Here is a 25,526-nt window from a genome sequence, read left to right on the forward strand (position 1 = left end):
GTAAGGATTAGTTATGAAGCACCTGTTGTCCCTTAAAGACCTGAGCCAATCGCAACTGTTGGCATTGCTGGATCTCGCCGTAAAGATCAAGGCCAGCCCAGCCGAATACCGTCATGCACTCGATGGCAAGAGTGTGGTGATGCTGTTCGAAAAGCCCTCATTGCGTACCCGAGTAAGCTTTGATATCGGTATCAACAAGCTCGGTGGTCACTGTGTCTACATGGATCAGCAAAATGGTGCTTTAGGTAAACGGGAATCCGTGCGTGACTTTGCTGGCAACATTTCACAATGGGCGGATGCCATTGTCGCGCGGACCTTCAGCCATGTGACGGTGGAAGATCTGGCTGAATACGCCACAGTGCCAGTGATTAACGCCTTGTCGGATCTGTATCACCCCTGTCAGGTGCTGGCCGATTTTCTGACCCTCAAGGAAGCCACTGGCAGTCTGCAAGGGCTAAAACTGGCTTACATTGGTGATGGTAACAATGTGACTAACTCTCTGATGCTGGGGGCCGCAATCCTTGGTGCTCAGATGACGGTCATCTGTCCAGAAGGGCATTTCCCTGACGGTTTTGCTGTGACTCAAGCGCAGCAATTGGCGGCAGTTCACGGCGGCAGTTTATTGCTAACACCGGATGTGAGTGCACTCGAAGGCGCAGATGCGGTCTACACTGATACATGGATCTCCATGGGTGACAGCACCAAATTGTCAGATATTGCCGTCAAGTTTGCGCAATATCAGGTGTCAAAAGAACTGATGGAAAAATATAAGGTCAAGTATTTCATGCATTGCTTGCCCGCTCACAGAGGGGTAGAGGTGACGGATGAAGTCATGGACGGTGAAGGTTCGTTGATCCTGCAGCAGGCACAAAACCGGATGCACGCCCAAAATGCGGTACTTGTTACTCTGTTAAGTTGATGGCCAACGGCCTTTTAATCCAGGAAATATAAGATGTCTATTGCACAGAAAAACACTCAAGTGAAAAAAGTGGTGCTGGCTTACTCTGGTGGTTTGGACACCTCGGCCATCATCCCATGGCTGAAAGAAAACTATAATAACTGCGAAATTGTGGCCTTTTGTGCCGATATCGGTCAGGACCCAGCAGAGCTGGTGGGCTTGACTGAAAAGGCGCTGGCATCAGGCGCATCTGAGTGCCATATCGTCGATTTGAAAGAAGAATTTGTTAAAGATTACATCTACCCAACCATCGCCACAGGTGCCATTTACGAAGGAACTTATCTACTGGGTACTTCTATGGCGCGCCCCATTATCGCTAAGGCGCAGGTTGAAGTTGCCCGTAAAGTAGGTGCTGATGCGCTGGCGCACGGTTGTACCGGTAAAGGTAACGACCAGGTGCGGTTTGAAGGCTGTTTTGCTGCTTTGGCGCCGGATCTGAAAGTGATTGCCCCGTGGCGGGAATGGACCATGCAGAGTCGTGAAGACCTGCTGGCCTATCTGGCGGAACGCCATATCAAAACTACCGCGTCAGCAACCAAGATCTATAGCCGTGACGCTAACGCTTGGCACATCTCTACCGAAGGCGGTGAGCTGGAAAGCCCATGGAACGAGCCTAGCAAAGCAGTGTGGACTTGGACCGTTGAACCAGAAGACGCCCCAGATGCACCTGAATATGTCACTGTAGAAGTGAAAGATTGCCGTGTGACCGCGGTTAATGGTGAACAATTAGCACCTTATGCCGCCTTGGTGAAGCTCAACGAAATCGCTGCGGCTCATGGTGTTGGCCGTGTCGATATCACCGAAAACCGGCTGGTGGGCATGAAATCTCGTGGCTGCTATGAAACACCCGGCGGCACTGTGATGATGGCCGCGTTGCGTGCTGTCGAAGAGTTGGTACTGGACAAGACCAGTCGCGCCTGGCGTGAACAAGTTGCGGCGCAGATGGCGCACCTGGTGTATGACGGCCGCTGGTTTACCCCGCTGTGTGGTTCGCTGCTAGCCGCTTCTGAAGCGCTGGCGAAAGATGTTAACGGCGAAGTGGTGATCAAGCTTTATAAAGGTCAGGCGACTCCAGTGAAAAAACGCTCGCCTAACAGCCTCTACTCAGAAGCATTTGCCACCTTTGGTGAAGATACTGTGTACGACCAGAAACATGCAGAAGGCTTTATCCGTTTGTATTCTCTGGCAAGCCGTATTCGCGCCATCAACAGCAATAAGTAAGTCTGTGATTTATGGGGCGCTCAGGCGCCCCTTTGTTTATCAGCAACAGAGGAATTTCAACATGGCATTATGGGGCGGCCGTTTCAGTGGCCCGAGCAGCGAACTTTTCCAACTCTTCAACGACTCATTGCCGGTAGATTATCGTCTGGTAGAACAGGACATTCAGGGCTCAGTCGCTTGGGCGGCAGCCATTGCCAAAGCTGGCGTGTTGACTGAGGCGGAACTGGCGTCATTGCAACAAGCACTACAGGAATTGCTCGTTGAAGTAAAAGATCAGCCACAGCTGATCCTGAGTTCCGGCGCTGAAGATATTCACAGCTTTGTGGAACAAAAGCTGATCGAAAAAGTGGGCGATCTCGGCAAAAAACTACATACCGGACGTTCCCGCAATGATCAGGTCGCCACTGATCTCAAACTGTGGTGTAAAGAAGAAGGTGAGCATTTACTTACCTTACTGGTACAGTTAAAACAGGCCATGCTGGCGCTTGCTGAGCGCGAGCTGGATGCGGTGATGCCAGGATACACCCACCTGCAACGGGCGCAGCCGATCACTATGGGGCATTGGGCCTTGGCCTATGTGGAGATGTTTGAGCGTGACCTCAGCCGCTTGCAAGATACCATGACTCGCCTTAACACTTGCCCATTAGGCAGTGGTGCACTGGCTGGCACAGCTTACCCGGTTGACCGTAAAGCCTTGGCGCTAAGCTTGGGGTTTGCTGCCCCGACACTGAACAGTCTCGACAGCGTCTCTGATCGTGACCATGTGGTGGAGCTGTGCAGTGATGCCGCTATCAGCATGATGCACCTTAGCCGGATGGCGGAAGATATGATTTTCTTCAATTCCGGCGAAGCAAATTTCATTGAGTTGGCTGATAACGTCACCTCGGGTTCGTCCTTGATGCCGCAGAAGAAAAACCCGGATGCACTGGAGTTGATCCGCGGTAAAACCGGCCGGGTGTATGGTTCTTTGACCGGTATTCTGACCACTATGAAAGCGTTACCGCTGGCATACAATAAAGACATGCAGGAAGACAAAGAAGGCTTGTTCGACGTGATGGACAGCTGGAGTTTGTGTCTGAAGATGGCAGCCTTGGTGCTGGAAGGTGTAAAAGTAAACCGTAATCGTGCTTTGCAGGCCGCCCAGCAGGGCTACGCTAATGCCACCGAATTGGCCGATTACTTGGTCTCTAAAGGCATGCCATTCCGTGAAGCACACCATGTGGTGGGGGAAGTGGTGTTAAAAGCGATTGCCGAAGGTAAACCGATAGAACAGTTGCCGTTGGCGACTTTACAGTCCTATGCCGCAGTAATTGCCGAAGATGTTTATCCCAATCTCACCATTGAAGCGTGTCTCGATAAACGGAATGTACTTGGCGGTACTGCCGTAGCGCAGATCCAGGCCGCATTGGCTGCCAAGAAATACTAATCAGTCAGCGCCATAAAAAACGCGCCTTTTCGGCGCGTTTTTTATGGGCGGTTACTCGAAAAATTAATGAAACAGTTCTTCTGACGATTTGCCTGAGTCGAGGAAGATATTGCCATCTTCCGTACTGTCATTGGCATATTCTTTAGGCTCAGTTCCTTGAATAAAGTATTCAAAGTCACTGGTGTAGTCATTTTTGCGGGATAACTTGCCGGTCGCCAGATCAATACGCACGGAAACAATCCCTGGCGGCGGGGTTATGGAAATCTCTGGGGTGCCCTCTAACGCATCGTGCATAAACTCATTCCAAGCGGGGCCAGCGGTTTTGGCACCGGATTCGGCACCAGAGATCTGATCTTTGGCACCGTTTGGATTCCAGGCCACACGCCCTAATTGGCGGCTGTGGTCATCAAATCCAACCCAGGCAGTGGTCACCAGACTAGGATTAAAACCGCTGAACCAAGTATCGCGCGATTCATTGGTTGTCCCGGTCTTACCCGCAATATCATGGCGTTTGATGACGCGTGCGGCCCGCCAAGCAGTACCATTCCAGCCAGTACCATGATTCCAGTCACCGCCACCCCAGATCACGCTCTTGAGCGCATCGGTGATCAAAAATGCGATCTGTTTCGATATCACGCGTTTAGCATGCCGTGCCTGAGGATTGTCACAAGTGTAAGGCAAATTATTAGCGCTATTGGTGACGGGCACAGGATTGTCCGCCGCTTGTTCCAGCGTGGTGACTGTGGCTGCGGCAGGTGCCGCAGCTAAACTTTCGGGCTCAATTGTTGATACTGGTGTATCACAGGCTAGAGTGGGTTCGGCATGTTCTATGGTCTTACCGTAAGCATCTTCTACCTTGTCGATAAAATAAGGTTCCAGCAGTAATCCGCCGTTAGCAAAGCTAGAAAAGGCAGTCACCACTTGCAAAGGTGTGACAGACGGTGAACCCAGCGCCAGCGACTCATTACGGTTCAGATCACTTGGATCAAAACCAAACTGGCTCAGTTTATCGACAGCCGCATCCAATCCAATATAACGCAATGTTCTTACTGCCATCACGTTCACCGACTGTGCTAATCCCACACGCAGCCGGGTTGGACCACCATAGACATCAGGTGAATTTTTCGGGCGCCAAGCGATGCCCTGACTCAAGTCGGGTTTATTTATGGGCGCATTATTGATCAGTGTTGCTAGTGTGTAGCCTCTCTCCAGTGCGGTCGCATAAAGGAATGGCTTGATATTGGAGCCAAGCTGGCGTTTGGCTTGTACCACTCGATTATACTGGCTCTGGGTGAAACTAAAGCCGCCAACCAAAGTGCGGATTGCACCGTTATGTGGATCCAACGACACCATGGCACTGGCAACCTGCGGCACTTGTGACAATTGCCAGCCATCGGCCATCGGTCTGACCCAAATCTGTTCCCCAACTTTTACTACGTCAGCAGCGGATTTTGGTGAGGCGCCTTGACGGCGATCACTGATAAAGCTGCGGGCCCAATTTAGTCCTTGCCATGGAATAGTGACGGTATGGCCATTGGTCAGCAACACATCCGCCTGTTTATCCTCAACGCTGACAACCGCAGCCGGTTGCAATTCTTGTACAGGTTCAGTTTTTCTCAGGGTTTCCAGCAGTTCGTTCTGTGGCGGTGGTGTATTCGTCCACAATACGGCTACGGGGCCGCGATAACCATGCCGTTCATCATAGGCATAAACATTGTTGCGCAGCGCTTTCTGGGCTTTTTGCTGTAAATCAGAATTGATGGTGGTATAGACGTTATAGCCGCCGGTATAGGCTTCTTCTTCACCGTATTTCTGCACCATATAATCACGCGCCATCTCCGAAACATAGGGTGCATATAGATCGATTTCTGCGCCGTGATACTTGGCGGTAATGGGTGCTGCCGCAGCGGTCTGGTATTCGTTTTGACTGATGTAACCCACATCCAGCATACGTCTGAGTACCACATTACGCCGTGCCATCGCTCTTTCTGGCGAGGTGATAGGGTTTACGGTGGACGGTGCCTTGGGGAGTCCGGCAATCACGGCCATCTCTGCCAGCGTTAGATCTTGTACATCTTTGCCGTAATACACCTGTGCCGCTGCGCCCACGCCATAAGCGCGCTGACCGAGATAGATGCGATTAACATAGAGTTCGAGAATTTCATCTTTGGTCAAGAGTTGCTCTATGTGAAGCGCAATAAATATTTCTTTGATTTTTCGAATAAATTTCTTGTCTCGGGTCAGGAAGAAGTTCCGTGCCACCTGCATGGTGATGGTACTGGCTCCCTGGCGTTTCTGGCCGGTTGTGATCATCACCAATGCCGCCCGTAGCACCCCGACCGGATCAACACCATTGTGTTCGTAAAACCGGGAATCTTCCGTAGCAATAAACGCCTGCAATAACGGTTTAGGTACATCGTTTAGCTGTAATGGGATCCGGCGCTTTTCGCCGAATTGTGAAATAAGTTTGCCATCACTGGAATATATCTTCAGTGGTGTTTGCAATTTTACGGTTTTTAGGGTGGCAACGTCAGGAAGATCTGGCAAAACGTAAAAATAAGCGCCAGCAATTGCGATGATTCCCAATAGCGCGAGACTAAAAACAGCAATGAGTATACGTTTTAACCACTTCACCGGATTATTCCATAACCTGTTGAGGGTTCAATAGTATATAAGGCGCAACGGCTGGGGTGAAGTGAATTGCAATTATTAAAAATAAACTGTGCAAAAATGTTAATAGAATATTATATAAAGATCACAACTAAACTATGATTGTGCTACGCTTTGGTTCAACAATAACAATAAGGCTCTGGGACAATGCTTTCTAATCTATGGAAGCGTCAAGCCCCTCAAATGGTCGGGATCGACATCGGCTCGCACGAGGTCAAGGCCGTTTTGCTGGGTAAGACTGCTGATGGTTATAGAATACAGGCTTACGCGGTGGTTCCCGTGAAAAAGGGCGCTGTTAGCGACCATGATATCAGGGACGCAGAAGCCGTTATTGAATCATTACGGCAACTCCGTCGCCAACTGCCAAAATCCAGTAAATTTGCGGCGGTGGCCGTTTCCGGGTCAGCGGTGATGACCAAAGTGATATACATGGATGCGGCACTGACAGAAGCCGAAATGGAAGCCCAGATCGAGATTGAAGCCGACAATCTTATCCCTTATTCCCTTGATGAAGTCTCCATCGATTTCGAAACATTAAATGTTAACAAAGCTGACCCATCCAAAGTGGATGTGTTGCTGAGTGCCTGCCGTACTGAAAATATCGATTCCCGGGTAGATGTGCTAGATGCGGTAGATCTAGAAGCTAAAGTAGTTGATGTTGAAGGCTACGCGCTGGGGCGGGCTTATGAACTTATTGCTGGTCAATTACCGGCAGATATCGCTAAAGGCGTAGTGGTGCTGGTGGATATTGGTGCCAATATGACCACGTTTGCGGTGGTGGAGCACGGAGAAACTACCTTTATCCGCGAACAGGCTTTTGGCGGTGAAATCTTTACTCAATCAATCCTTTCTTTTTATGGCATGCCATATGAACAAGCGGAGAAAGCCAAAGTAGAAGGCGATCTACCGCGCAACTATATGTTTGAAGTGCTTTCTCCATTCCAGAATCAGTTGCTACAGCAGATCAAGCGCACATTGCAGATCTACTGCACTTCTAGCGGTAAAGATAAAGTTGACCAACTGGTGTTGTGTGGCGGCACTTCCAAGCTACAGGGCATGGCTAATCTGTTAACCAATGAACTGGGCGTGCCAACGCTCATTGCTGACCCTTTCAAAGGTGCGTTGCGGGCAGATGACAGTGTGCAGAAACAACTACAGCCCAATATCAGCAAATATATGATTGCTTGCGGTCTCGCATTAAGGAGTTATGGGCAATGGCGAACATAAACCTGCTGCCCTGGCGTGATGAAGCGAGGGAAAAACAGAAGCGAGATTATATTGGCATTTTGGCCGCGGTCTTTATTGGGGCCGCCATATTGGTGTATCTGGCATTACAGTTTATTGGCCTGATGACGGATGATCAGCGTGGACGTAATGCTTACCTGCAACATGAAATTCAGCAGCTCGATAAGCAGATTGCTGAGATCAATAAGATTAAACAACGTAAAACCGATATTGAAAAACGTACCGAGATCATCCTGGATTTGCAGCAATCGCGTAACCTGCCAACGCATATTTTGGATGAACTCGTGCGGGTCATTCCTCCTGGTATATATCTGTCCAGTGTTGAGAAAAAGGCAGCATTATCTGGATTGAAGGCCGCAGTGAATCCAATAACAATGTGGCCAACATGATGCGCAAGATAAAAGCGTCAGAATGGCTGCAAGATCCAACCATGCAATCTATCGTCTCTCAAAAAGATGATATTAGAGCGTTACAACGATTTAGCCTCAAAGTCACCATTAAAGGTGAAACGCCAGCAACTACAACCCAGACGGCTAGTGGGAGAACGGCTAAATGAAATTTGATTTCAGTCAGTTCAATGACCTAGACATGGAAAATATCGGTGGCTGGCCGGCACAGGTAAAGGCGGTTTTTGCCGTTATCTTAGCCATTCTGGTATTTGTTGCCGGTTATTTCCTGTTTGTTTCGGATGCCATCGACGCCTACAAGGTTGAACAGGGTAAAGAGCAACAGCTCCGTGAAGACTTTCGTGCTAAGTACCAGTTAGCCGCTAACCTTGAACTATATCGGGAACAGTTAAAACAGATGGAAGCTCAGTTTGCTGAGCTGCTGAAGATGCTGCCTTCGCAAAATGAGATGCCGGGGTTGTTGGATGACCTGACCTTTGTCGCCACCGACTCAGGACTACGGATCAGTAGCATCGACTGGGATGCTGAGATTCAGCGCGATTTTTACATCGAATATCCCATCCGCATGGCCGTGACCGGTGACTATCACCAGATGGGGCACATGGTCAGCGGTGTTGCCAAGTTGCCTCGCATTGTCAGTCTGCATGATTTTGTGATCAAGCGTGAGACTGACGGCAATCTGTCAATGGAAGTGCTTGCCAAGACTTATCGCTTTAAAGAAGGCGCTGAAGTGCCGGCAAATAATGCCAAGGCTAAGGGGAAGAGCAAATGAGATGGATATTGCCCCTGATGCTAACAATGCTACTGGCCGGCTGTATTGGTGACCGTGCCGATCTACAACAGTTTGTTGCTAGCGTGAAACAAAATCATGTAGCTCGTATTCCTCCTTTGAAGGAACCACCTAAATTTGAGCATTTTCAGTATGATGCTGACTTGTTGCGGAGTCCTTTTGTGCCGCCATCTCGGGAGTTGACTGCCGAAGCGGTAGATACGACGAAAGACTGCCGTCATCCAGACCTCGATCGGCGCAAAGAGCGGCTGGAAACATACGCGCTGGATAACCTGAAAATGCGCGGCACGCTCAGTGACGGTGGCGTTATCTGGGCATTGATTGAAACGACTGACAGTAATGTCTATCGGCTTGGCGTTGGCAATTATCTGGGACTTTTCAGTGGTCACATTACCAAAATTACGCCTAGTCGTATTGAGCTTACAGAATTGATTCCGGACGGCTCCGGTTGTTGGACCGAACGCAGCAGCAGTCTGGATTTGACCGGCGAATAATAAGCAAAGGAAGAGAAATAATGAGATTTTCTTTGGTGCAAAAAATCCATGAAACGGCAGGCAACTGGTGGCAAGTTGCATTGGGCTGCGTGTTGATGGTGAGTCTTGTTCCTTGTGCTTTGGCTGCGAACAAACTTGTCGATGTGAAATATCACACCATCATAGATCATCAATTGGAACTAGAGCTGGTATTTGATGGCCCGGTCTCTGAACCGGAAATCAAACTCAGCGCCGATCCTGCTGCTATCAAACTTAATTTCCATGACGCAGTATCATCACTGCAACAAGCGGTAATTCCCATCAAGCAGGTTGGGGTTGAGCAATTGGCCACTGAGCAACAACCTGAGCTGCTACAGGTTGCGTTGCAACTTGATAAGATCCGCCCCTATCAGGGGAAAGTCATCGGCAGTACTTATCGGCTGACCATTAATGATGAAACCATGACTGCAGCCGACAAAGCGGCCAGTCCCTTTGTCAATAAAATCAAAAACATCGATTTTCATCGTGCAGGGGATAAAGGTGGCGAGCTGTTGGTGCAACTGGGCAACTCTGCCGTGGCTGCGGATGTAAAACAGGTCGGCGCCAAACTGGAAGTAAAATTTTATAACACCGATATCCCGGATGACATGCTGTATGTGATGGATGTGCAGGATTTTTCCACGCCGGTGCGCAGTTTTGAGACCTTCCGCGATGACTTAACTACCCGCTTTCTGATCGATATTAAGGGACCGTATAAATACGATTATAAACAGGAGGGTAACCTGTTCATGCTGACCATGAGTGAGGATGAAAAAACTACCGTTGTGGAGCCTGAGAAAAATACACCGGGAAAAAGCTATCGTTAGATTTTCAGAATATTTCGGTGCGTACCGTGTTGCAGATCTTGGCAGATTACAACCACTTCAACTTGGTAACCAGCGATACCGTGGAAGGCAGCATTACCCTGCGATTGGATAACGTCCCTTGGGATCAAGCGTTAGATTTGATTTTGAAAACCAAAGGGTTAGATAAGCGCATTGAAGGTAATATTTTAATGGTGGCTCCCGCAGAAGAGATTGCCATTCGGGAAAGTCAGGATCTGAAAAATAAACAGGAAGTACAAAAACTGGCGCCTTTGTACTCTGAATATCTGCAGATCAATTATGCCAAAGCCACCGACGTTGCCAAATTGCTGAAAGGTGAAGGCACCAGTTTGCTGACAGAGCGAGGCTCAGTTGCCGTAGATGAGCGCACCAATACCTTGTTGGTGAAAGATACTGCCGAAACCCTAGAAAATGTGCACCGCCTGGTGGATGTGCTGGATATTCCGATTAAACAGGTGTTGATTGAATCGCGCATGGTGACTGTGAGTGATACTGTTGCACAGGACTTGGGGGTGCGTTGGGGTATTACCGATCTGCAGGGGAATAAAGGAACCTCTGGCACATTGGAGGGGCTTCATCGTTGGTATCGGGTACTACGCCGTCTCTAGATGAACGTCTGAACGTGAACCTGCCCGCAGGTGCCAATAATGCGGCCAGTATTGCATTTAATGTGTCTAAACTGGCTGATGGCACAATTTTGGATTTAGAGCTGAGTGCGCTGGAACAGGAAAATAAAGGTGAGATTATCGCCAGTCCACGGATTACCACCTCAAATCAAAAAGCGGCATATATTGAACAAGGGGTGGAAATACCTTATGTTGAATCGGCTTCTAGCGGTGCGGCAACGGTGCGTTTTAAAAAAGCTGTGTTATCGTTGCGGGTAACACCTCAGATTACGCCAGATAATAAAGTCATTCTGGATTTGGAGATCACTCAAGACTCCAAGGGCGAGGTCGTGACAACACCTTTGGGTGAGGCCGTATCAATCAACACTCAGAAAGTGGGGACTCAAGTGTTGGTTAATAATGGGGAGACTATTGTGTTGGGGGGATCTATCAACAGCAGTTGATCAACAGTGTCAATAAGGTGCCTGTTTTGGGCGATATCCCGGTGTTAGGGGCTTTATTTCGTAACACTTCAGATTCCAATGAACGGCATGAGTTATTGATATTTGTAACCCCAAAAATAGTGACTGAAAATTTCTGATATTGCAGTGACTGTCGGTAAAGCCAGTGCCAGTCATTGGCTTTACTTTCAAGAATTTTGGCTTTAATGGTGGGGTGAGCTTGCCTAACGCCGCCATTAGCTGAGATAATCCCCGGTCAAGTCTCATTAGAGCAAGGTAAAAACATCCTGTCGGTTTGACCCTAAACCGGCTTTCGGCAAACTTTTCATAAGATTCAGACGTATAAGAAATGGCTGAAAAACGTAATATATTTTTGGTAGGTCCCATGGGTGCGGGCAAAAGCACTATTGGCCGCCACTTAGCACAAATGCTGCACCTGGAATTCCACGATTCTGATCAGGAAATTGAAAGTCGCACCGGCGCAGATATTGCGTGGGTTTTTGACGTAGAAGGCGAAGAGGGGTTTCGCCGCCGTGAAGCTCAGGTCATCTCCGATTTAACTGAAAAACAAGGTATTGTACTGGCAACAGGCGGTGGCTCGGTTCAGAGCAAAGACATCCGTAACTACCTCTCTGCCAGAGGTATTGTGGTTTATCTTGAAACAACCATCGACAAACAAGTGGCGCGAACTCAACGTGATAAACGCCGACCTTTGTTACAAGTGGATAATCCACGTGAAGTTCTGGAAGAGTTAGCAGAGCTGCGTAATCCACTTTACGAAGAAATTGCGGATATCGTCGTGAAAACCGATGAACAGAGCGCCAAAGTTGTCGCTAATCAGATCATCGAACAGTTAGGTTTTTAAGCTAATGAAGCAACAGATCCAGGTGGAGTTGGGCCAACGTAGTTACCCTATTTATATCGGCCAGGATCTGTTACTGCAGGCTGACAAACTGCTGCCAATATTGGCAGGAAAAACCCTCTGTATTGTCACTAATGACACGGTTGGTCCCCTGTATTTACAACAGGTGACCAACGTATTGGCAGCTAGCGCCAAACAGATCCATGCGGTAGAGCTTCCTGACGGCGAACAGTTCAAAACCCTGACACATCTGGAGCATATTTTTACTGCATTATTGCAGCATAACTGTGGGCGGGATGTTGTCATTGTCGCGCTTGGTGGTGGAGTGATTGGTGATATGGCCGGATTTGCGGCGGCCAGTTACCAACGCGGTGTTGCATTTGTACAGTTACCCACTACGCTGCTGGCTCAAGTAGACTCTTCTGTGGGGGCAAAACGGCGGTCAATCATGCGCTGGGCAAGAATATGATTGGTGCGTTCTACCAGCCCAAAGCGGTTCTGATAGATACCAATTGCTTAAGAACATTGCCTGCCCGTGAATTTGCCGCAGGAATGGCAGAAGTGATCAAGTATGGCATCATCTGGGATGCTGAGTTTTTTACTTGGCTTGAACAGCATGTTGATGAATTAAAAGCATTAGCCCCGGAAGCCCTGTCGTATGCCATTCGCCGCTGTTGTGAGATAAAAGCCGCAGTTGTGGCCGAAGATGAAACCGAGCATGGGGTCAGAGCCTTGCTCAATTTAGGACATACCTTTGGGCATGCGATTGAGGCAGAAATGGGCTATGGCAATTGGCTGCATGGGGAAGCTGTAGCCGCTGGCACAGTCCTTGCTGCTGAAACTGCAAATGCTATGGGATTGCTGGATGAGTCAATTGTTTGTCGCATCCGCCAACTGCTGGCTACTTTCGAGTTGCCGGTTAAGGCGCCGCAATCTATGGGATTTGGTGGTTTTATCAAACATATGCGGCGAGATAAGAAAGTCCTGGCTGGTCAGATCCGCCTGGTATTGCCTACTGCATTAGGGCGTGCCGGTGTTTTTGCCGATGTCAGTGACGCACTGCTGGAGCAGGTTATCCGCCAACATTAATCACTGTGGTGAGACGGGTGGCTGGCGAACAACTTCTTTTACCTTCTCAGGAAGCACTTCTACACAGATTACAGCATCTTGCCAGTTATGGTGAGCAGCTGGTGCTGCTTACGGGGGCCGCAGGTGCAGGAAAAACAGCACTGATTACGGCATTAGCCAATGAGTTGGAAGACTACAATCTGGCATTGGTGGCTTGTCCACAGCATGCCAGTGCGGCAGAAATTCGTCGCAAAATCATTATGCAGTTGTTGCCAGATCCGTTATTTGATGATGAAGCGCCGCTGGTTGATACTTTGCTGCGATTTGTGCCACAACTACAAAAACCGCTGCATATCTTGCTGGATGATGCCGATAATCTTCCATTGGAATTATGGGCCGAATGCCTATTCTTAACCCAACTGCAGTGTGCGGGCATGGCCGTGACGCTAACACTTACCGCACCACCAGCATTTACCAAACAACTGTTACCGCAATTGCCACAGCAACAAAGACAATGGTTATTACCTGTCAGTATTGAACCCTTGTCTTTAGCTGAGCGAGAAGGCTTATACCAAACACTGCTGGCGCGCGCACAACAGCCAACATTCACGCCGAGAAGCATTGTCATCAAACAGTTGGAGCAGCAGGCGGGCACTCCCGCTGAGGTGTTGCAACTATTGCAGTTGGCGCTGCATGGTGAACCGCCAGCCGCGCCGCGTAAGCCATGGCGTCGGATTATCTCATCAGCCGTGGTCGCCGTGACAGTGCTGGCTATCGCTATCTGGTACACAGATAAGATGAGAACGCCTTTACCTAAACAGCAGGCTACTACTCTGGTGTTTAGCACAACAACTGCCTTGCCTCCGATGTTACTGGCGTGGCTGCCTCACGCCTGGCGACCAGACAGTCACAGTGCTTTGCCAACAGCCGTCATCCCTTGGCGCGATGGAGTGCCCATGACAAGGTCGGTGGCACAAGTTCCAGAGCCCGATATAGCGATAGCGACAGAAACCAGCGAACTATTGCAGGACGCTGCTGCCACGGCCGATGTCGCCACATCAGCAATAGCGGTAGTGGATAATTCACAAAAAGTGGAGTTGGGGCAAGTGGCAAACTCTACCTCAGCCGAAACAACCCCGCTGGTCACCGCTGAGAAAACAAGTGCTGCTGGTGGCGTTGCTATAAGCAAGAAAACTAACGCAACAACCACTGAGCCTAAAGCCCCGGCCATTACCAAACCATCCGCTCCTAAGCCATCTACGCCTAAATCATCCGCTCCCAAACCATCTATTCCCAAGGAGGGATACACCCTGCAAATTGCCAGCGTGAAGCAACAGCAGTCGGTGGCGGGACAACTGGCGGCCTTACCTGTGGGCAGCCCGGTTTGGCTCTGTCGCAATGGCCCGTGGTGGGTGATTTTTAGCGGTCATTTCAGTTCGCGTCAACAGGCATTACAGGCCGCCAAAAACTGGCAACAACAAGGGGTGAAGCACCTTGGGTTCGGCCTTGGAAAACCTTGCAAAATTACCAGCCACAGCCGTTGCCTCAGCAGTGATATTTATTGTTAAACAGGGTACAATCCTGGGCTTTGTAAGAGTTGGCATCAAACGCATAAATGAAGAAAAACAACGAGCCTTTCTGAAATGGGCAGGCGGAAAATTCAAGCTGGTTGATGCCATTACCCGTCATTTGCCCTCAGGCCAGCGGCTGGTTGAACCGTTTGTGGGAGCTGGTTCAGTATTTCTCAATACTGACTATCCGAGTTACCTGTTGTGCGACATCAATCAGGATCTGATCGACCTGTACCAAATTATTCAGCGAGAACCGGAACGTTACATCGGGGCTGTTGGTGAGATGTTTGTGCCGGCCATGAATGCCAGTGATGCCTTTTATCGGGTGCGCGACAAGTTTAATCGTAGCCGTAGTGCTTTTGATCGGGCGGTGAGTTTCTTATACCTCAATCGTCATGGCTTTAATGGGCTTTGTCGTTATAACCGCCGCGGGGCTTTCAATGTGCCATTCGGCTCCTATAAAAAGCCCTACTTCCCAGAACAGGAAATACGGGCTTTTGCGCACAAAGCTTCACAGGCAGAGTTTGTCTGTATCGGCTATGAACAAGCGTTTGCGCAGCTCCGACATGACGATGTGGTTTATTGCGATCCGCCCTATGCCCCTTTGTCCACCACGGCCAGTTTTACCACTTATGTTGGTGCCGGATTCAGTTTGGATGACCAGGCAATTCTCGCGCGTTGCTCACGGACTACTGCATTGGATAAAGGGATCCCGGTGGTTATCAGCAATCATGATATTGCGTTGACGCGTGAGTTATACCGTGGCGCTAAAATGGAAACGGTCAGCGTTCAGCGAAATATCAGCCAAAAAGGCAGTGCCAGAAATAAAGTGGATGAATTAATCGCTTTATATGATCACACTTGTCCCAGAACCTTGGACGAACAGTCATCATAACGGGTTAATGCGGCTATAAATTTACAGTCTGGAAGTCGAACTACCGGAGTTGTTGGGAGTCATGTCATCCAGTGGTTTACGTTCATGGCCATGTAATAGCTCTAGTAAATCAATAAAGTGGAACTGACCAGAACGACTCTTACCACTGAGCCAATTCGTCCAACTGAGATCATCATCCTGTACCGCACAACGGTTATTGGGATGACTGCTGGGAAGCTTAGCGTTGTATTCAGTGACACTGCCGCAGTTTTGCGAGAGGGTATTATCGGCGGCGCTTAGGGCCTGAACTACCAGTGCAGCAATCCCCACCGTACCGGCAACACTAGCCAGTATCACTGCGGATTTTATGCTGGAGACACAATGCTCAGTTCTGGAAGTCATTTTCCCTGTACCAAAGATGTCACGAACCTTGGAGTATAACAAAACTGCTGTTAAATTAAACAGGTTTTTGACGGTGTTGTGAAAATCCGCTTTTATCGGCATTTGCCGCAGAAATACCGCACTTTTGCTAGAGCCAAGCGGCTACGCCGGGTAAAATAAGCGACTTCTTCAACATCCCGTGAGAATCTTATGCGACCTTTTCTGATAGCCCCTTCTATTTTGTCGGCTGATTTCGCCCGTCTAGGTGAAGAAGTTGATGCTGTGTTGGCGGCCGGAGCAGATGTCATCCACTTTGATGTGATGGACAACCATTATGTGCCCAACCTGACGTTTGGGCCGATGATCTGTAAGGCGCTACGGAAATACGGGGTGACAGCGGATATTGATGTGCATCTGATGGTAAAACCCGTCGATAGCCTGATCCCCGATTTTGCGAAAGCGGGAGCTTCCATCATCACTTTCCATCCAGAAGCCTCGGAACATGTTGACCGCTCGTTGCAGCTTATCCGCGATCATGGTTGTAAAGCCGGGCTGGTGTTTAATCCAGCAACACCATTGACTTACCTTGACTATGTCATGGATAAATTGGATGTGATCATGCTGATGTCAGTGAACCCTGGCTTTGGTGGGCAATCGTTTATCCCGGCAACCATGACCAAGTTAGCTCAGGTACGCAAGTTGATTGATGACAGCGGTTACGATATCCGTCTGGAAGTGGATGGCGGCGTCAAGGAAGATAATATTGCAGAGATCGCCAGTGCGGGAGCCGACATGTTTGTTGCTGGCTCGGCAATTTTTGGACAGGATGATTACCGCGCGGTCATTGACCGGATGCGGCAGGCATTAGCAGGGATGTAAGGATGACAGATTTCAGTAAGATAAAAGGGATAGCATTTGATTTGGATGGTACGCTGGTGGATAGCGTACCTGATTTGGGCGCCGCCTGTCGGGCGGTGTTATGCGACATGGGCTATAGCGAGTGCAGCGATGCACAGGTGCGGAACTGGGTCGGCAATGGCACCACCATGTTGATGCGGCGTGCGCTGCATAACAGCCTCGGTGATGAACCCTCAGAAATGCTGATGCAACAAGCAATGCCTTTATTTATGCGGCATTATGAGCGTTGCCTCAATCAATATAGCCAATTGTATCCTGGCGTTGCTGAGGTATTACCGCAGTTACATCGGCAGGGCTATCAGTTAGCGGTAGTGACCAATAAACCATACCACTTCACCATGCCATTACTTGAGTTTTTCGGTATCGCGCCGCTGTTTTCTGTGGTGCTTGGGGGCGACAGTTTGGCAAAGATGAAGCCAGATCCGTTACCGCTACAGCATGTGCAGCAGCAATGGCAACTGAGCAGTGAGCAGTTGTTGATGGTGGGCGATTCTCGCAACGATATTCGAGCCGCGAAAGCGGCAAAGCTAGCCTCAGTCGGCTTGACCTACGGTTACAACTACGGTGAAGATATCAGTCTCAGCGGCCCGGATGCTGTCTGTGACCATTTTGAGCAAATTCTGGCGTTATTAGCATCTAAATAAACGGAGCATATGAAACATCATGAGCAGTAACAGTAAACCTATTGTATTCAGCGGAGCTCAGCCTTCTGGCGAGTTGACCATCGGCAACTATATCGGAGCGCTGCGGCAGTGGGTGAACATGCAGGAGAGCCATGATTGCATATACTGCGTAGTGGATTTACATGCCATCACCGTCCGCCAAGATCCAGAGCAACTGCGTAAAGCCTGTCTCGATACGCTGGCAATTTATTTGGCTTGTGGTGTCGACCCTAAAAAAAGTACCGTTTTTATGCAGTCTCAAGTGCCAGAACACACACAGCTGGCTTGGGCGCTCAACTGTTACACCCAAATGGGTGAGCTGAGTCGTATGACGCAGTTTAAAGATAAGTCGCAACGCCATGCGAACAACGTTAACGTGGGCTTGTTCGACTATCCGGTGTTGATGGCGGCAGATATTTTACTGTATCAAGCTAACCTAGTGCCGGTGGGCCAGGATCAGAAACAGCATATGGAGCTGACGCGTGATATTGCTATCCGCTTCAATAATGCTTACGGCGATACATTCACGGTTCCTGAGCCCTTTATTCCAGAGCTGGGCGCCAAGGTGATGGCGTTGCAGGAACCCACTAAAAAAATGTCTAAGTCCGATGACAATCGCAACAACGTGATTGGCTTGCTGGAAGACCCTAAAGCGGTAATGAAAAAGCTCAAAAAAGCCATGACCGACAGTGAAGAGCCGCCTGTAGTACGGTTTGATGTGGAAAACAAACCTGGGGTGTCTAACCTGCTGAGCTTGATGTCAGGGGTAACCGGGGAAAGCGTACAAACACTGGAAGCGCAATTTGAAGGCAAGATGTATGGGCATTTGAAAACTGCCGCGGGTGAAGCCGTCGTTGCGATGCTGGAACCGCTGCAACAGCGCTATCAGCAATACCGACAGGATCCTGGTTATCTCAACCAGATCTTGCATGAAGGGGCTGAAAAAGCTCGGGTTCGCGCCGCCGTAACGCTTAAAGATACTTATGATAAATTAGGTTTCCTACTCTGAGCCTTGAGTCGGTAACAAAAAGCCGGAATGCTTAGTCGCTTCCGGCTTTTTTGTGCGCGTGTTTGTCTGCCATAACTACTTATGGCTTGGGCTCTACATAATCAAACATCCGGATAACTTTACGCACACCAGAGGTGTTGCGGGCGATATCGGTTGCCAGATCCGCTTGTTCACGGCTGATGACGCCCAATAAAAAAACCTCACCATTTTCAGTGATGACTTTAATGCGGGTCATATCCAGATTTTTATCATTCAGCATGCGGCCCTTCACTTTGGTGGTGATCCAAGCATCATTGCTGCGCGTGGTGAACGAAACCGGATTACCGATACGGATCTGGTTGTGTATCTTGCCGCCAAGTTGCAGATCTTGCACCAGTTGTACGGCTTTATCACGCAGGCGGGAGTTAGGCGCTTGACCTATCAGCAGCACATTACCATTCATACTGATCCCGCTGAGATTACACTGAGATTTGAGTTCTTCGTCGTTAGATAAAGCACTGCTAATACGAAACTCAGTATTGGTATCGTCCAGCTGGGTGCCGATCGGTCGCTCATCGTTGAGCATAACTGCCCCGCTGACTGTTCCGGCCATCATCGCCCCAGCACAGCCATTAAGCAGCCAAATCAGTCCCAGCAGGAGCAGATATTTCATTGATTATCGTCCTGAGGGAACAGGGTGCGGTCGATACTGTCACAAAGGCAGTGGATGACCAGCAGATGCACTTCCTGAATGCGAGCCGTTACATTTGATGGCACGCGGATCTCGACATCGTTGGCACTCAACAAGCCCGCCATAGCACCGCCGTCTTTGCCGGTCAGCGCCACTATGGTCATATCGCGGCTCAGGGCGGCTTCCATGGCTTTAATCACGTTGCGAGAATTACCGCTGGTGGAGATCGCCAGCAGAATATCGCCTGGCTGACCCAAGGCTAACACCTGCTTGGAAAATACTTCATCGTAGCTGTAATCATTGGCAATGGCCGTCAGAGTCGAGCTGTCGGTTGTCAGCGCTATGGCCGGCAAAGGCGGGCGCTCGATTTCAAAACGGTTTAATAACTCTGCTGAGAAATGCTGGGCATCACCCGCGCTACCACCGTTACCGCAAGCGAGAATTTTGTGGCCGCCCAACAGGCAGTTCACCATCATGGCAGCGGCCTTTTCAATATCATCAGGCAAGGCCTCGGCTGCATCGATTTTGGTCTGAATTGACTCGGTGAAACAGTCTTTGATACGTTCTAACATCCGTTCATCCTTCACTGACAAGAGTCACTATCATGCCACAGTTGCCGTGATTTTTCAGGCATGAAAAGTGTAAAAATAATGTTGATCAATGGCTTGCTAAAATGCTCCAGCGAGCCAGCTCACTTCGGTGCCGTCGATAGCTATCACATCAAAGCGGCAACCTTCCCTGATATTGTGTTGTTGCAGATATAAACTGGCCGCCTTGCGGATGCGTTCCCGCTGGGCGGCCGAAAGTGCCTGCAAGGCGCCGCCAAACCCTTTGGTTGCGCGATATTTTACCTCAACGAATATCCACTCGGAGCCTTGTTTCATCACCAGATCCAGCTCTCCAAAGGGATAGCGAACATTTTGTTCGACAAACCTTAAGCCTTGGCGTTCCAGAAAACGCCGGGCGAGTTGTTCAGCATCCTTGCCGCTCGTCATGTCATCAATTCCTTGTGATTACTGGGGCCGCAGCACTCCGTGCCAATATTTGCCCCACTGTAACTGCCGGTTCAACACTCCATCGGCACCTACTGACAACTGACCGGTGCGGCCGTTGAACTGATAACCTGGGAACGCGCGCATTTGCGCCAGTTTGTTCACCAATTGTAGTGAATCATAACCCATGGCATATAGGCGTTTCTGGGTGTTCCCCAAGAAGGCCAAAGTGCCGCGACATTGGCGTCAGAGCTATTTTGTAACAACCATGGAATATCGCTCATGGTGATATTGTTCAATTCCTGCACCGTCTGATGGCTGTCATCCTGGCGTGCCCGGCTGCTGGTGTAAATGGGCACGGGTTCGGCGAAGACACTGAAGTTCACATCGATATAAGGCTTGAGCAGCGGTAATGCCTGATTACTACAGATCATGTAAATGGCATCAATATCGCGCCGCGAACGGAAATCAGCTTTAATCTGGTTCCCCAGTAGATTTTTAATCTGATTGATACGGGTCTGGCTATCGCTGACCCCAAGGCATCCTGCACTGTGTCACGCATTTTATCAGCTGAGAAATAATGCACTTCAGCCGCTTCATCGGTGAGAGACTGCCAGTTCACATTAAAACTTTCGGCCATGCGGTGGCCAATATTGTCATCACTAACCAACAGCAATGGCCGTTCGATACCATCCTGGTACATACGCTGGGCAGCATCGGCCGATTCCTGGGTAGGTGACAGGGCAAAATAATACTTGTCCTTATCCACGACTAATCGGCTGGTGTGGTTCAAAAACAGCTCTGGTGGTTTGGGCATGGCGGTTGCAACATTCTGCTGCGGCGTAGGAGCAGATGTTGCGGTTGGTTGCGGGTTTACGGGCGATTGTTGTAGTTTCAGCACTTGGTCAACGGCATTGGGCAGTAATGGCCCAATGATAAAATCAGCACCATTTTGCAATGCTTGCTGATAAGCGCTGTCGGCAGCAACGGCGGTATCGTAAAAATTGATGCTGATATTCTCGTCTGGTTCTGCCAAATATGCAGCCACAATACCTTGCCGCAATGGTTCAGCAATATCTGCTCGTTCACCGGTCAAGGGCAGCAGTACCGCAATGCGTTGTGGATGATAGGGCTTGGTACTTAGCGCCCGTTGTAAATCGGCCGGGAGTTGTAATGCCGCCGGGTGCGATGGATTGGCCTTTTGCCAACTGTCGAGATGGCTGACCAAACTGGCGGGATCAACCGCATAATGTTTGGCCAGATAAGCCAACTGCAACCATCCCAGATACATGGTGTCATGACTCTTGTTTGCCTGAGCTTCCAATGCGTCTTCTGGCAGCGATTTTAGCAGTGACCAGATCTGCTGATAGCATTTGTGTGCTTCTTCGGCAGACAGATAACCGCTCCAGTCACTTAATTCCCGAGCTTGCAGAATGGGTTGCTTAGTTTTTTCATATAGTCGTACGCGCATCTGGTGGTAGTTGTTCCACTGCCATTGTGGTAACTGCCATGCCGAGTTGAATTGCAATTTGGTCAGCGCATCACCAATATGCCCTTGTTGCTCCAGCACTCTAGCACTGAGGTAACGGTACTCTGCCTGTAGCTCAGGCTCTGCTGGCAGCTTTGCCTGTAATGAATTGAGGATCTCTGCGGCAGATTCCGGCTGGTTATTGTTCAGATAGGCTTTGGCCGCCAGTAACAGCAAGCGCTGGCGCGCCATGGGCTCGGAGGCTTTCGCTGCTTGCGCCATATAGACCGCAGGGGTAGCTTCTGCTGTGGCCAACGACGTAGTAACGTTATCAGTCACTATCGTTGGTTGTGATGGCCTGCTGCCACAGCCCCAGAGGCTGACCAATAACAGGACGGCAATAGTAGGCTTAATCATATTCTGGCTTTTCAACACAAGGCTGTACTCTGGTAAGATGCTGGCCTTAGTTTAACCTTCTATGTTGTCCAGCGAAAGACCGGACAATCTGTTCTCCGAGGTAGTTATGAGCGTGCCTGTTGCACTTTATATTGTTCCAACACCGATCGGTAATCTAGGGGATTTGACGCCGCGTGCGGTGGAAGTGCTATCAGCGGTAAGCCTGATTGCCTGTGAAGACACGCGGCATAGCGGTAAGTTGTTGAGTCACTTCAATATTACCACCCGCACTATGGCACTACATGATCACAATGAGCGCGCTAAGGCTCAGTGGTTTATCGAAAAACTACAGGCAGGTGAATCGGTTGCATTGATCAGCGATGCTGGTACGCCACTGATTTCTGACCCGGGTTATCACTTGGTATCTCAAGTGCGTGCAGCGGGCTTTCAGGTGAGTCCCTTGCCGGGAGCTTGTGCGGCGATTACGGCACTGTCCGCCTCTGGTTTGCCGTCAGACCGTTTTTCATTTGAAGGTTTTTTGCCTGCCAAAGATAAAGCCCGCTTGGATAAACTTGAATCGCTCAAGGAAGACAGTCGCACGCTGATATTTTATGAGTCGCCTCACCGCATCCTGCCAAGTCTGGCCGCGCTGGAGCAGGTTTTTGGTGCCGAGCGCCCCATGGTAATGGCCCGGGAACTCACTAAAACCTTTGAAACCTTTTTGGTGGGCAGTATCAGCGAGATCCGCGCCCAGGTGGAGGCCGATCCGAACCAACAAAAAGGCGAAATGATACTGATGTGCCACGGTTATATCAGTGCTGATGAAGACGTCATTCCCGCCAAAGCGCTAGATACACTGAAACTGCTGTGTGCCGAACTACCGCTGAAAAAAGCCGCGGCTATCACGGCTGAAATTTATGGACTGAAAAAATGCCCTTTACAAGCAAGGGTTGGAGTTGGGTTGGTAACAGAAATAGTTTGCCAGTGAGCCCGGCTAGGCTATAATCCGCGCCGAGTTGGCCAGGCAGTCGCTGCGTTCGCAAGAACGGGGAGGAAAGTCCGGGCTCCATAGAGCAGGGTGCCAGATAACGTCTGGGCGGCGTGAGCCGACGACCAGTGCAACAGAGAGTAGACCGCCAGCCTTCGGGCCGGTAAGGGTGAAAGGGTGCGGTAAGAGCGCACCGCGCGGCTGGTAACAGTCCGTGGCACGGTAAACTCCACCCGGAGCAAGATCAAATAGGGTTCCTTATGGCGTGGCTCGCGTCGGAACCGGGTAGATTGCTTGAGCCTGCGAGTGATTGCAGGCCTAGAGGAATGGCTGCCGCTCCCTTCGGGGAGAACAGAACCCGGCTTATATAGTGCCAACTCACCTCTTTTAGGCCCAGCTAACCAGCTGGGCTTTTTCTTTGTGGTGTTGTAAGGTTCACACCTGTGCAAGATTTATCGCACGCGATGGCAAGCTGCGTTGGCGAAAATATTCCACTTTCACTGCGCTTAGCTGTGCTGAATAGCTTAATGTGTTAAATAGCCTGCCACGGGCTGTATGCACATGCAGTTCAGTGGCACGCTGTGAATCCATCCCTGGAAGCTCGTCGCCAGCATCCATGCTGGCAACGGCCACTGACCCGCATGTGCTGGGGATTTAGGTGTTCTCCTGAATTATTGGTGTTGAGATGCAGCTATTATCAAGAATATTTGTCCCAATGTTTGTTAGTGGCAACCAATCTTTGATTTTTGTTAACCACTTGGTTGACCAAATTTTATTAATGCTACAGAGTGTTTATAGACTTAGGTTTTACCATTGCGTTTTCACCATCATACATGGAACAATAAATGAGTCAGTATTGGGTAGTTGGGGCATCTTGGGGCGGGACTGAACATCAAGATAAAAAATTCCTTCAACAGGGAATATGGATGCTTGGTTGGGAAAAAGAAGATCAACCAGCACAATATAAAAATGCTTTACAAATAAAAGCTGGTGACCGAATTGCAATTAAACGCATGAAAGGTCGTGGTCAAACTGGCATAAAAGTTCTTCATCTTGGCATTATCAAAGGTGTCATCCTAGATATAGATAAAGTTGTATGTACAGTTGACTGGGTTGCTACTGACTTAAACCGCAACATCGAAGAGAGCCGCGGTTGTTTCAAATCAATTCATGGTCCATTTGCAAAAGACGAATGGGTAGAAAAGGTTTTTTGTCTTTAGAAAAAGCCTGTAGTTTGTGTTAGCCAAACACGCTTGTCTGGGACATAAAACTCTCCGTTTGCTTTATCGCTGCGTTCTAAATTAACACAACGTAAACTACATATTGTCCGCTACTAGTGCGTTTGATAACAGAAGGAGTTCTTGTCACGTGATGGTGAACGATGAAAGCTATAAACAGCATAAGATATTCGCCAAGTTAGCTGAATACATAAATTTCTATCGTAGATTGTCCATGTCGGTGATGAGTTTTGCCACTATGGGAACTACGGCTTTAATCAATATTGATACATATGTTTATTCTTCAATTCAGGGAACCGTTGATTCGATAAGGACTCTTTTGGAAAAAGGGAGGATTAATGATTGTTATAGCTTGGTTAGGAAGTATTATGACTCTGTAATTATAAATACGTATTCGAATTTATATCTCGAAGAACATCGTGGCATTGAAAATAAAATTGTAGAAAAGATAAACAACTGGCTTCATGGTAAGGAGAAGTTACCAGAATTTAGGGTAATGTCACAATACATAAGAAATAGTAGTGTGCTAAATGAAATAAATGCTCTCTTATATTCTGATTGTCGTTATAAGATGATCAGGGATCGCTGTAATGACCATACGCATTATAATTATTTTCAGAATGTTCTTCTAAATGATAGTGATGTATATCTAAAGAATCGAGCTCAATCCCTAAATGAGCTGTCTGAAGATATAAGCTCTATATTCATTCTTCATTTGAGCTACATTCTTACAGTTTGCGAACATTATATGATGGCTAGTGATTACCTTGAGCATTTAGAATGCGGTATGACTCTTCCGGAAAATTCACAGCACTGGGTTGCTCCATTTGTGCAAAGTGCATTTTCCAATATTTTAAACAAAGAAAGAGCTGATATAGGGATAGTTATTCTAAAAAATACATCTATGCACTTGAAGGCTGCCGATGCCTAACAAACGCATGATCTGTGAGCCACACACAATGAGCTGTACTTGGCTCTAAAAATCCAAGGTATTTCAGGCCAGTTAAGTGGGGGTAATTTATACAAATAGTAATCTAAGGCGTACCAAAGGCCTGTAGTTCCCATTAACTTTTGTCCAACAATTGCTAGCAACCAGCAGGTCACACCGAATTCCTATCGGCTCGGTGTAGGAGTATTGAACAGACATTGCGCAAGTGAGGCATTTGCTGTTTTCGCACCTCCATGTGCTCCATCGCATTATTTAGATTTGGCGGTGATTTGAGGAAATAGCAAAGTTAACGCTTGGCTTAAGCTTTAATAAAGTCTGAAATCACTTAGCGATTCACAGG

General features: G+C 48.9%; 19 protein-coding genes, 1 other RNA gene and 5 pseudogenes. 19 read left to right on the forward strand and 6 right to left on the reverse strand.

Annotated features, from left to right (window positions below; all coding sequences use genetic code 11):
• Nucleotides 1-13: 13 nt before the first annotated feature.
• The 3 genes from KHX94_RS10350 (at nucleotide 14) to argH (ending at nucleotide 3,605) form a co-directional block, all read left to right on the forward strand.
• Nucleotides 14-919, forward strand: a complete 906-nt coding sequence (locus KHX94_RS10350; RefSeq protein ID WP_213680578.1) for an ornithine carbamoyltransferase — start codon at nucleotides 14-16, stop codon at nucleotides 917-919.
• 33 nt (nucleotides 920-952) lie between these two features.
• The gene (locus KHX94_RS10355; RefSeq protein WP_213680579.1) at nucleotides 953-2,179 is read left to right on the forward strand and encodes an argininosuccinate synthase; all 1,227 of its coding nucleotides are present in this window, start codon (nucleotides 953-955) and stop codon (nucleotides 2,177-2,179) included.
• A gap of 61 nt (nucleotides 2,180-2,240) precedes the next feature.
• A complete protein-coding gene (gene argH, locus KHX94_RS10360) occupies nucleotides 2,241-3,605 on the forward strand; it encodes an argininosuccinate lyase (protein ID WP_213680580.1) in 1,365 nt (454 codons plus the stop codon).
• A gap of 63 nt (nucleotides 3,606-3,668) precedes the next feature.
• Here argH and KHX94_RS10365 read toward each other — a convergent pair whose 3' ends face one another.
• Entirely contained in the window at nucleotides 3,669-6,239 is a 2,571-nt protein-coding gene (locus KHX94_RS10365) for a penicillin-binding protein 1A (protein WP_213680581.1), read from the reverse strand.
• Between the two features lie 183 nt (nucleotides 6,240-6,422).
• Here KHX94_RS10365 and KHX94_RS10370 point away from each other — a divergent pair, with 183 nt between their 5' ends.
• The 9 genes and pseudogenes from KHX94_RS10370 (at nucleotide 6,423) to KHX94_RS10410 (ending at nucleotide 15,536) form a co-directional block, all read left to right on the forward strand.
• Nucleotides 6,423-7,502: a pilus assembly protein PilM gene (locus KHX94_RS10370; RefSeq protein ID WP_213680582.1), complete on the forward strand. Its 1,080-nt coding sequence runs from the start codon at nucleotides 6,423-6,425 to the stop codon at nucleotides 7,500-7,502.
• Nucleotides 7,490-8,076: pseudogene (locus KHX94_RS10375) on the forward strand (PilN domain-containing protein). The gene KHX94_RS10370 and the pseudogene KHX94_RS10375 overlap by 13 nt, the downstream one beginning before the upstream one ends.
• Entirely contained in the window at nucleotides 8,073-8,699 is a 627-nt protein-coding gene (locus tag KHX94_RS10380; RefSeq protein ID WP_213680583.1) for a type IV pilus inner membrane component PilO, read from the forward strand. The pseudogene KHX94_RS10375 and the gene KHX94_RS10380 overlap by 4 nt, the downstream one beginning before the upstream one ends.
• Nucleotides 8,696-9,211, forward strand: coding sequence for a pilus assembly protein PilP (locus tag KHX94_RS10385; RefSeq protein ID WP_213680584.1), 516 nt, complete (start codon nucleotides 8,696-8,698; stop codon nucleotides 9,209-9,211). The genes KHX94_RS10380 and KHX94_RS10385 overlap by 4 nt, the downstream gene beginning before the upstream one ends.
• A gap of 20 nt (nucleotides 9,212-9,231) precedes the next feature.
• Nucleotides 9,232-11,280 (forward strand): annotated as a pseudogene (locus KHX94_RS10390) (type IV pilus secretin PilQ).
• Between the two features lie 209 nt (nucleotides 11,281-11,489).
• Complete coding sequence (aroK, locus tag KHX94_RS10395; RefSeq protein WP_213680585.1) at nucleotides 11,490-12,005, forward strand: shikimate kinase AroK; 516 nt, start codon at nucleotides 11,490-11,492, stop codon at nucleotides 12,003-12,005.
• A 4-nt stretch (nucleotides 12,006-12,009) separates the two neighbouring features.
• Nucleotides 12,010-13,091: pseudogene (aroB, locus tag KHX94_RS10400) on the forward strand (3-dehydroquinate synthase).
• Nucleotides 13,092-13,108: 17 nt separating this feature from the next.
• Nucleotides 13,109-14,638 carry an AAA family ATPase gene (locus KHX94_RS10405; RefSeq protein ID WP_213680586.1) on the forward strand — a complete coding sequence of 510 codons (1,530 nt, stop codon included), beginning with the start codon at nucleotides 13,109-13,111 and terminating at the stop codon, nucleotides 14,636-14,638.
• Nucleotides 14,639-14,681: 43 nt separating this feature from the next.
• Nucleotides 14,682-15,536 (forward strand): Dam family site-specific DNA-(adenine-N6)-methyltransferase, encoded by an 855-nt coding sequence (locus KHX94_RS10410; protein WP_213683400.1) that lies wholly within the window; start codon nucleotides 14,682-14,684, stop codon nucleotides 15,534-15,536.
• A gap of 21 nt (nucleotides 15,537-15,557) precedes the next feature.
• Here KHX94_RS10410 and KHX94_RS10415 read toward each other — a convergent pair whose 3' ends face one another.
• Nucleotides 15,558-15,917, reverse strand: a complete 360-nt coding sequence (locus KHX94_RS10415) for a hypothetical protein (protein WP_213680587.1) — start codon at nucleotides 15,915-15,917, stop codon at nucleotides 15,558-15,560.
• A 189-nt stretch (nucleotides 15,918-16,106) separates the two neighbouring features.
• On the opposite strand from KHX94_RS10415, the gene rpe reads away from it, so the two are divergent.
• From rpe to trpS, 3 genes are read left to right on the forward strand one after another with little or no spacing between them, the layout of a single operon-like run.
• Nucleotides 16,107-16,775 carry a ribulose-phosphate 3-epimerase gene (gene rpe, locus KHX94_RS10420; RefSeq protein ID WP_213680588.1) on the forward strand — a complete coding sequence of 223 codons (669 nt, stop codon included), beginning with the start codon at nucleotides 16,107-16,109 and terminating at the stop codon, nucleotides 16,773-16,775.
• Nucleotides 16,776-16,777: 2 nt separating this feature from the next.
• Complete coding sequence (locus tag KHX94_RS10425; RefSeq protein WP_213680589.1) at nucleotides 16,778-17,458, forward strand: phosphoglycolate phosphatase; 681 nt, start codon at nucleotides 16,778-16,780, stop codon at nucleotides 17,456-17,458.
• A 19-nt stretch (nucleotides 17,459-17,477) separates the two neighbouring features.
• On the forward strand, nucleotides 17,478-18,485 hold the full coding sequence (gene trpS, locus KHX94_RS10430) for a tryptophan--tRNA ligase (protein WP_213680590.1): 1,008 nt from the start codon (nucleotides 17,478-17,480) through the stop codon (nucleotides 18,483-18,485).
• A gap of 79 nt (nucleotides 18,486-18,564) precedes the next feature.
• On the opposite strand, the gene dolP is transcribed toward trpS, so the two are convergent.
• From dolP to KHX94_RS10460, 4 genes and pseudogenes are all read right to left on the reverse strand, one after another.
• Nucleotides 18,565-19,137 carry a division/outer membrane stress-associated lipid-binding lipoprotein gene (dolP, locus tag KHX94_RS10435; RefSeq protein ID WP_213680591.1) on the reverse strand — a complete coding sequence of 191 codons (573 nt, stop codon included), beginning with the start codon at nucleotides 19,135-19,137 and terminating at the stop codon, nucleotides 18,565-18,567.
• Nucleotides 19,134-19,727, reverse strand: a complete 594-nt coding sequence (locus tag KHX94_RS10440) for a phosphoheptose isomerase (protein WP_133040307.1) — start codon at nucleotides 19,725-19,727, stop codon at nucleotides 19,134-19,136. The genes dolP and KHX94_RS10440 overlap by 4 nt, the downstream gene beginning before the upstream one ends.
• A gap of 96 nt (nucleotides 19,728-19,823) precedes the next feature.
• A complete protein-coding gene (locus tag KHX94_RS10445) occupies nucleotides 19,824-20,150 on the reverse strand; it encodes a YraN family protein (RefSeq protein WP_213680592.1) in 327 nt (108 codons plus the stop codon).
• A gap of 18 nt (nucleotides 20,151-20,168) precedes the next feature.
• Nucleotides 20,169-22,050: pseudogene (locus tag KHX94_RS10460) on the reverse strand (penicillin-binding protein activator).
• Nucleotides 22,051-22,138: 88 nt separating this feature from the next.
• Here KHX94_RS10460 and rsmI point away from each other — a divergent pair.
• The 4 genes and pseudogenes from rsmI (at nucleotide 22,139) to KHX94_RS10480 (ending at nucleotide 25,168) form a co-directional block, all read left to right on the forward strand.
• Nucleotides 22,139-22,979: pseudogene (gene rsmI, locus KHX94_RS10465) on the forward strand (16S rRNA (cytidine(1402)-2'-O)-methyltransferase).
• 44 nt (nucleotides 22,980-23,023) lie between these two features.
• Nucleotides 23,024-23,384: RNase P RNA component class A (rnpB, locus tag KHX94_RS10470), an RNA gene on the forward strand.
• 460 nt (nucleotides 23,385-23,844) lie between these two features.
• On the forward strand, nucleotides 23,845-24,219 hold the full coding sequence (locus tag KHX94_RS10475) for a hypothetical protein (protein WP_213680596.1): 375 nt from the start codon (nucleotides 23,845-23,847) through the stop codon (nucleotides 24,217-24,219).
• A gap of 148 nt (nucleotides 24,220-24,367) precedes the next feature.
• Nucleotides 24,368-25,168 (forward strand): hypothetical protein, encoded by an 801-nt coding sequence (locus KHX94_RS10480; protein ID WP_213680597.1) that lies wholly within the window; start codon nucleotides 24,368-24,370, stop codon nucleotides 25,166-25,168.
• Nucleotides 25,169-25,526: the final 358 nt, after the last annotated feature.

Origin of the sequence: Shewanella dokdonensis (assembly GCF_018394335.1) — a bacterium.
In the GTDB taxonomy this organism is placed as follows: Bacteria; Pseudomonadota; Gammaproteobacteria; order Enterobacterales; family Shewanellaceae; genus Shewanella; species Shewanella dokdonensis.

Excerpts from the sequence above, each read along its gene's own strand:
- KHX94_RS10475 (WP_213680596.1), top strand. The coding sequence starts at position 23,845 with ATGAGTCAGTATTGGGTAGTTGGGGCATCTTGGGGCGGGACTGAACAT.
- KHX94_RS10440 (WP_133040307.1), bottom strand. The coding sequence starts at position 19,727 with ATGTTAGAACGTATCAAAGACTGTTTCACCGAGTCAATTCAGACCAAA.
- argH (WP_213680580.1), top strand. The coding sequence starts at position 2,241 with ATGGCATTATGGGGCGGCCGTTTCAGTGGCCCGAGCAGCGAACTTTTC.
- KHX94_RS10445 (WP_213680592.1), bottom strand. The coding sequence starts at position 20,150 with ATGACGAGCGGCAAGGATGCTGAACAACTCGCCCGGCGTTTTCTGGAA.
- KHX94_RS10425 (WP_213680589.1), top strand. The coding sequence starts at position 16,778 with ATGACAGATTTCAGTAAGATAAAAGGGATAGCATTTGATTTGGATGGT.
- rpe (WP_213680588.1), top strand. The coding sequence starts at position 16,107 with ATGCGACCTTTTCTGATAGCCCCTTCTATTTTGTCGGCTGATTTCGCC.
- trpS (WP_213680590.1), top strand. The coding sequence starts at position 17,478 with ATGAGCAGTAACAGTAAACCTATTGTATTCAGCGGAGCTCAGCCTTCT.
- aroK (WP_213680585.1), top strand. The coding sequence starts at position 11,490 with ATGGCTGAAAAACGTAATATATTTTTGGTAGGTCCCATGGGTGCGGGC.
- KHX94_RS10355 (WP_213680579.1), top strand. The coding sequence starts at position 953 with ATGTCTATTGCACAGAAAAACACTCAAGTGAAAAAAGTGGTGCTGGCT.
- KHX94_RS10415 (WP_213680587.1), bottom strand. The coding sequence starts at position 15,917 with ATGACTTCCAGAACTGAGCATTGTGTCTCCAGCATAAAATCCGCAGTG.
- dolP (WP_213680591.1), bottom strand. The coding sequence starts at position 19,137 with ATGAAATATCTGCTCCTGCTGGGACTGATTTGGCTGCTTAATGGCTGT.
- KHX94_RS10385 (WP_213680584.1), top strand. The coding sequence starts at position 8,696 with ATGAGATGGATATTGCCCCTGATGCTAACAATGCTACTGGCCGGCTGT.
- KHX94_RS10350 (WP_213680578.1), top strand. The coding sequence starts at position 14 with ATGAAGCACCTGTTGTCCCTTAAAGACCTGAGCCAATCGCAACTGTTG.
- KHX94_RS10380 (WP_213680583.1), top strand. The coding sequence starts at position 8,073 with ATGAAATTTGATTTCAGTCAGTTCAATGACCTAGACATGGAAAATATC.
- KHX94_RS10370 (WP_213680582.1), top strand. The coding sequence starts at position 6,423 with ATGCTTTCTAATCTATGGAAGCGTCAAGCCCCTCAAATGGTCGGGATC.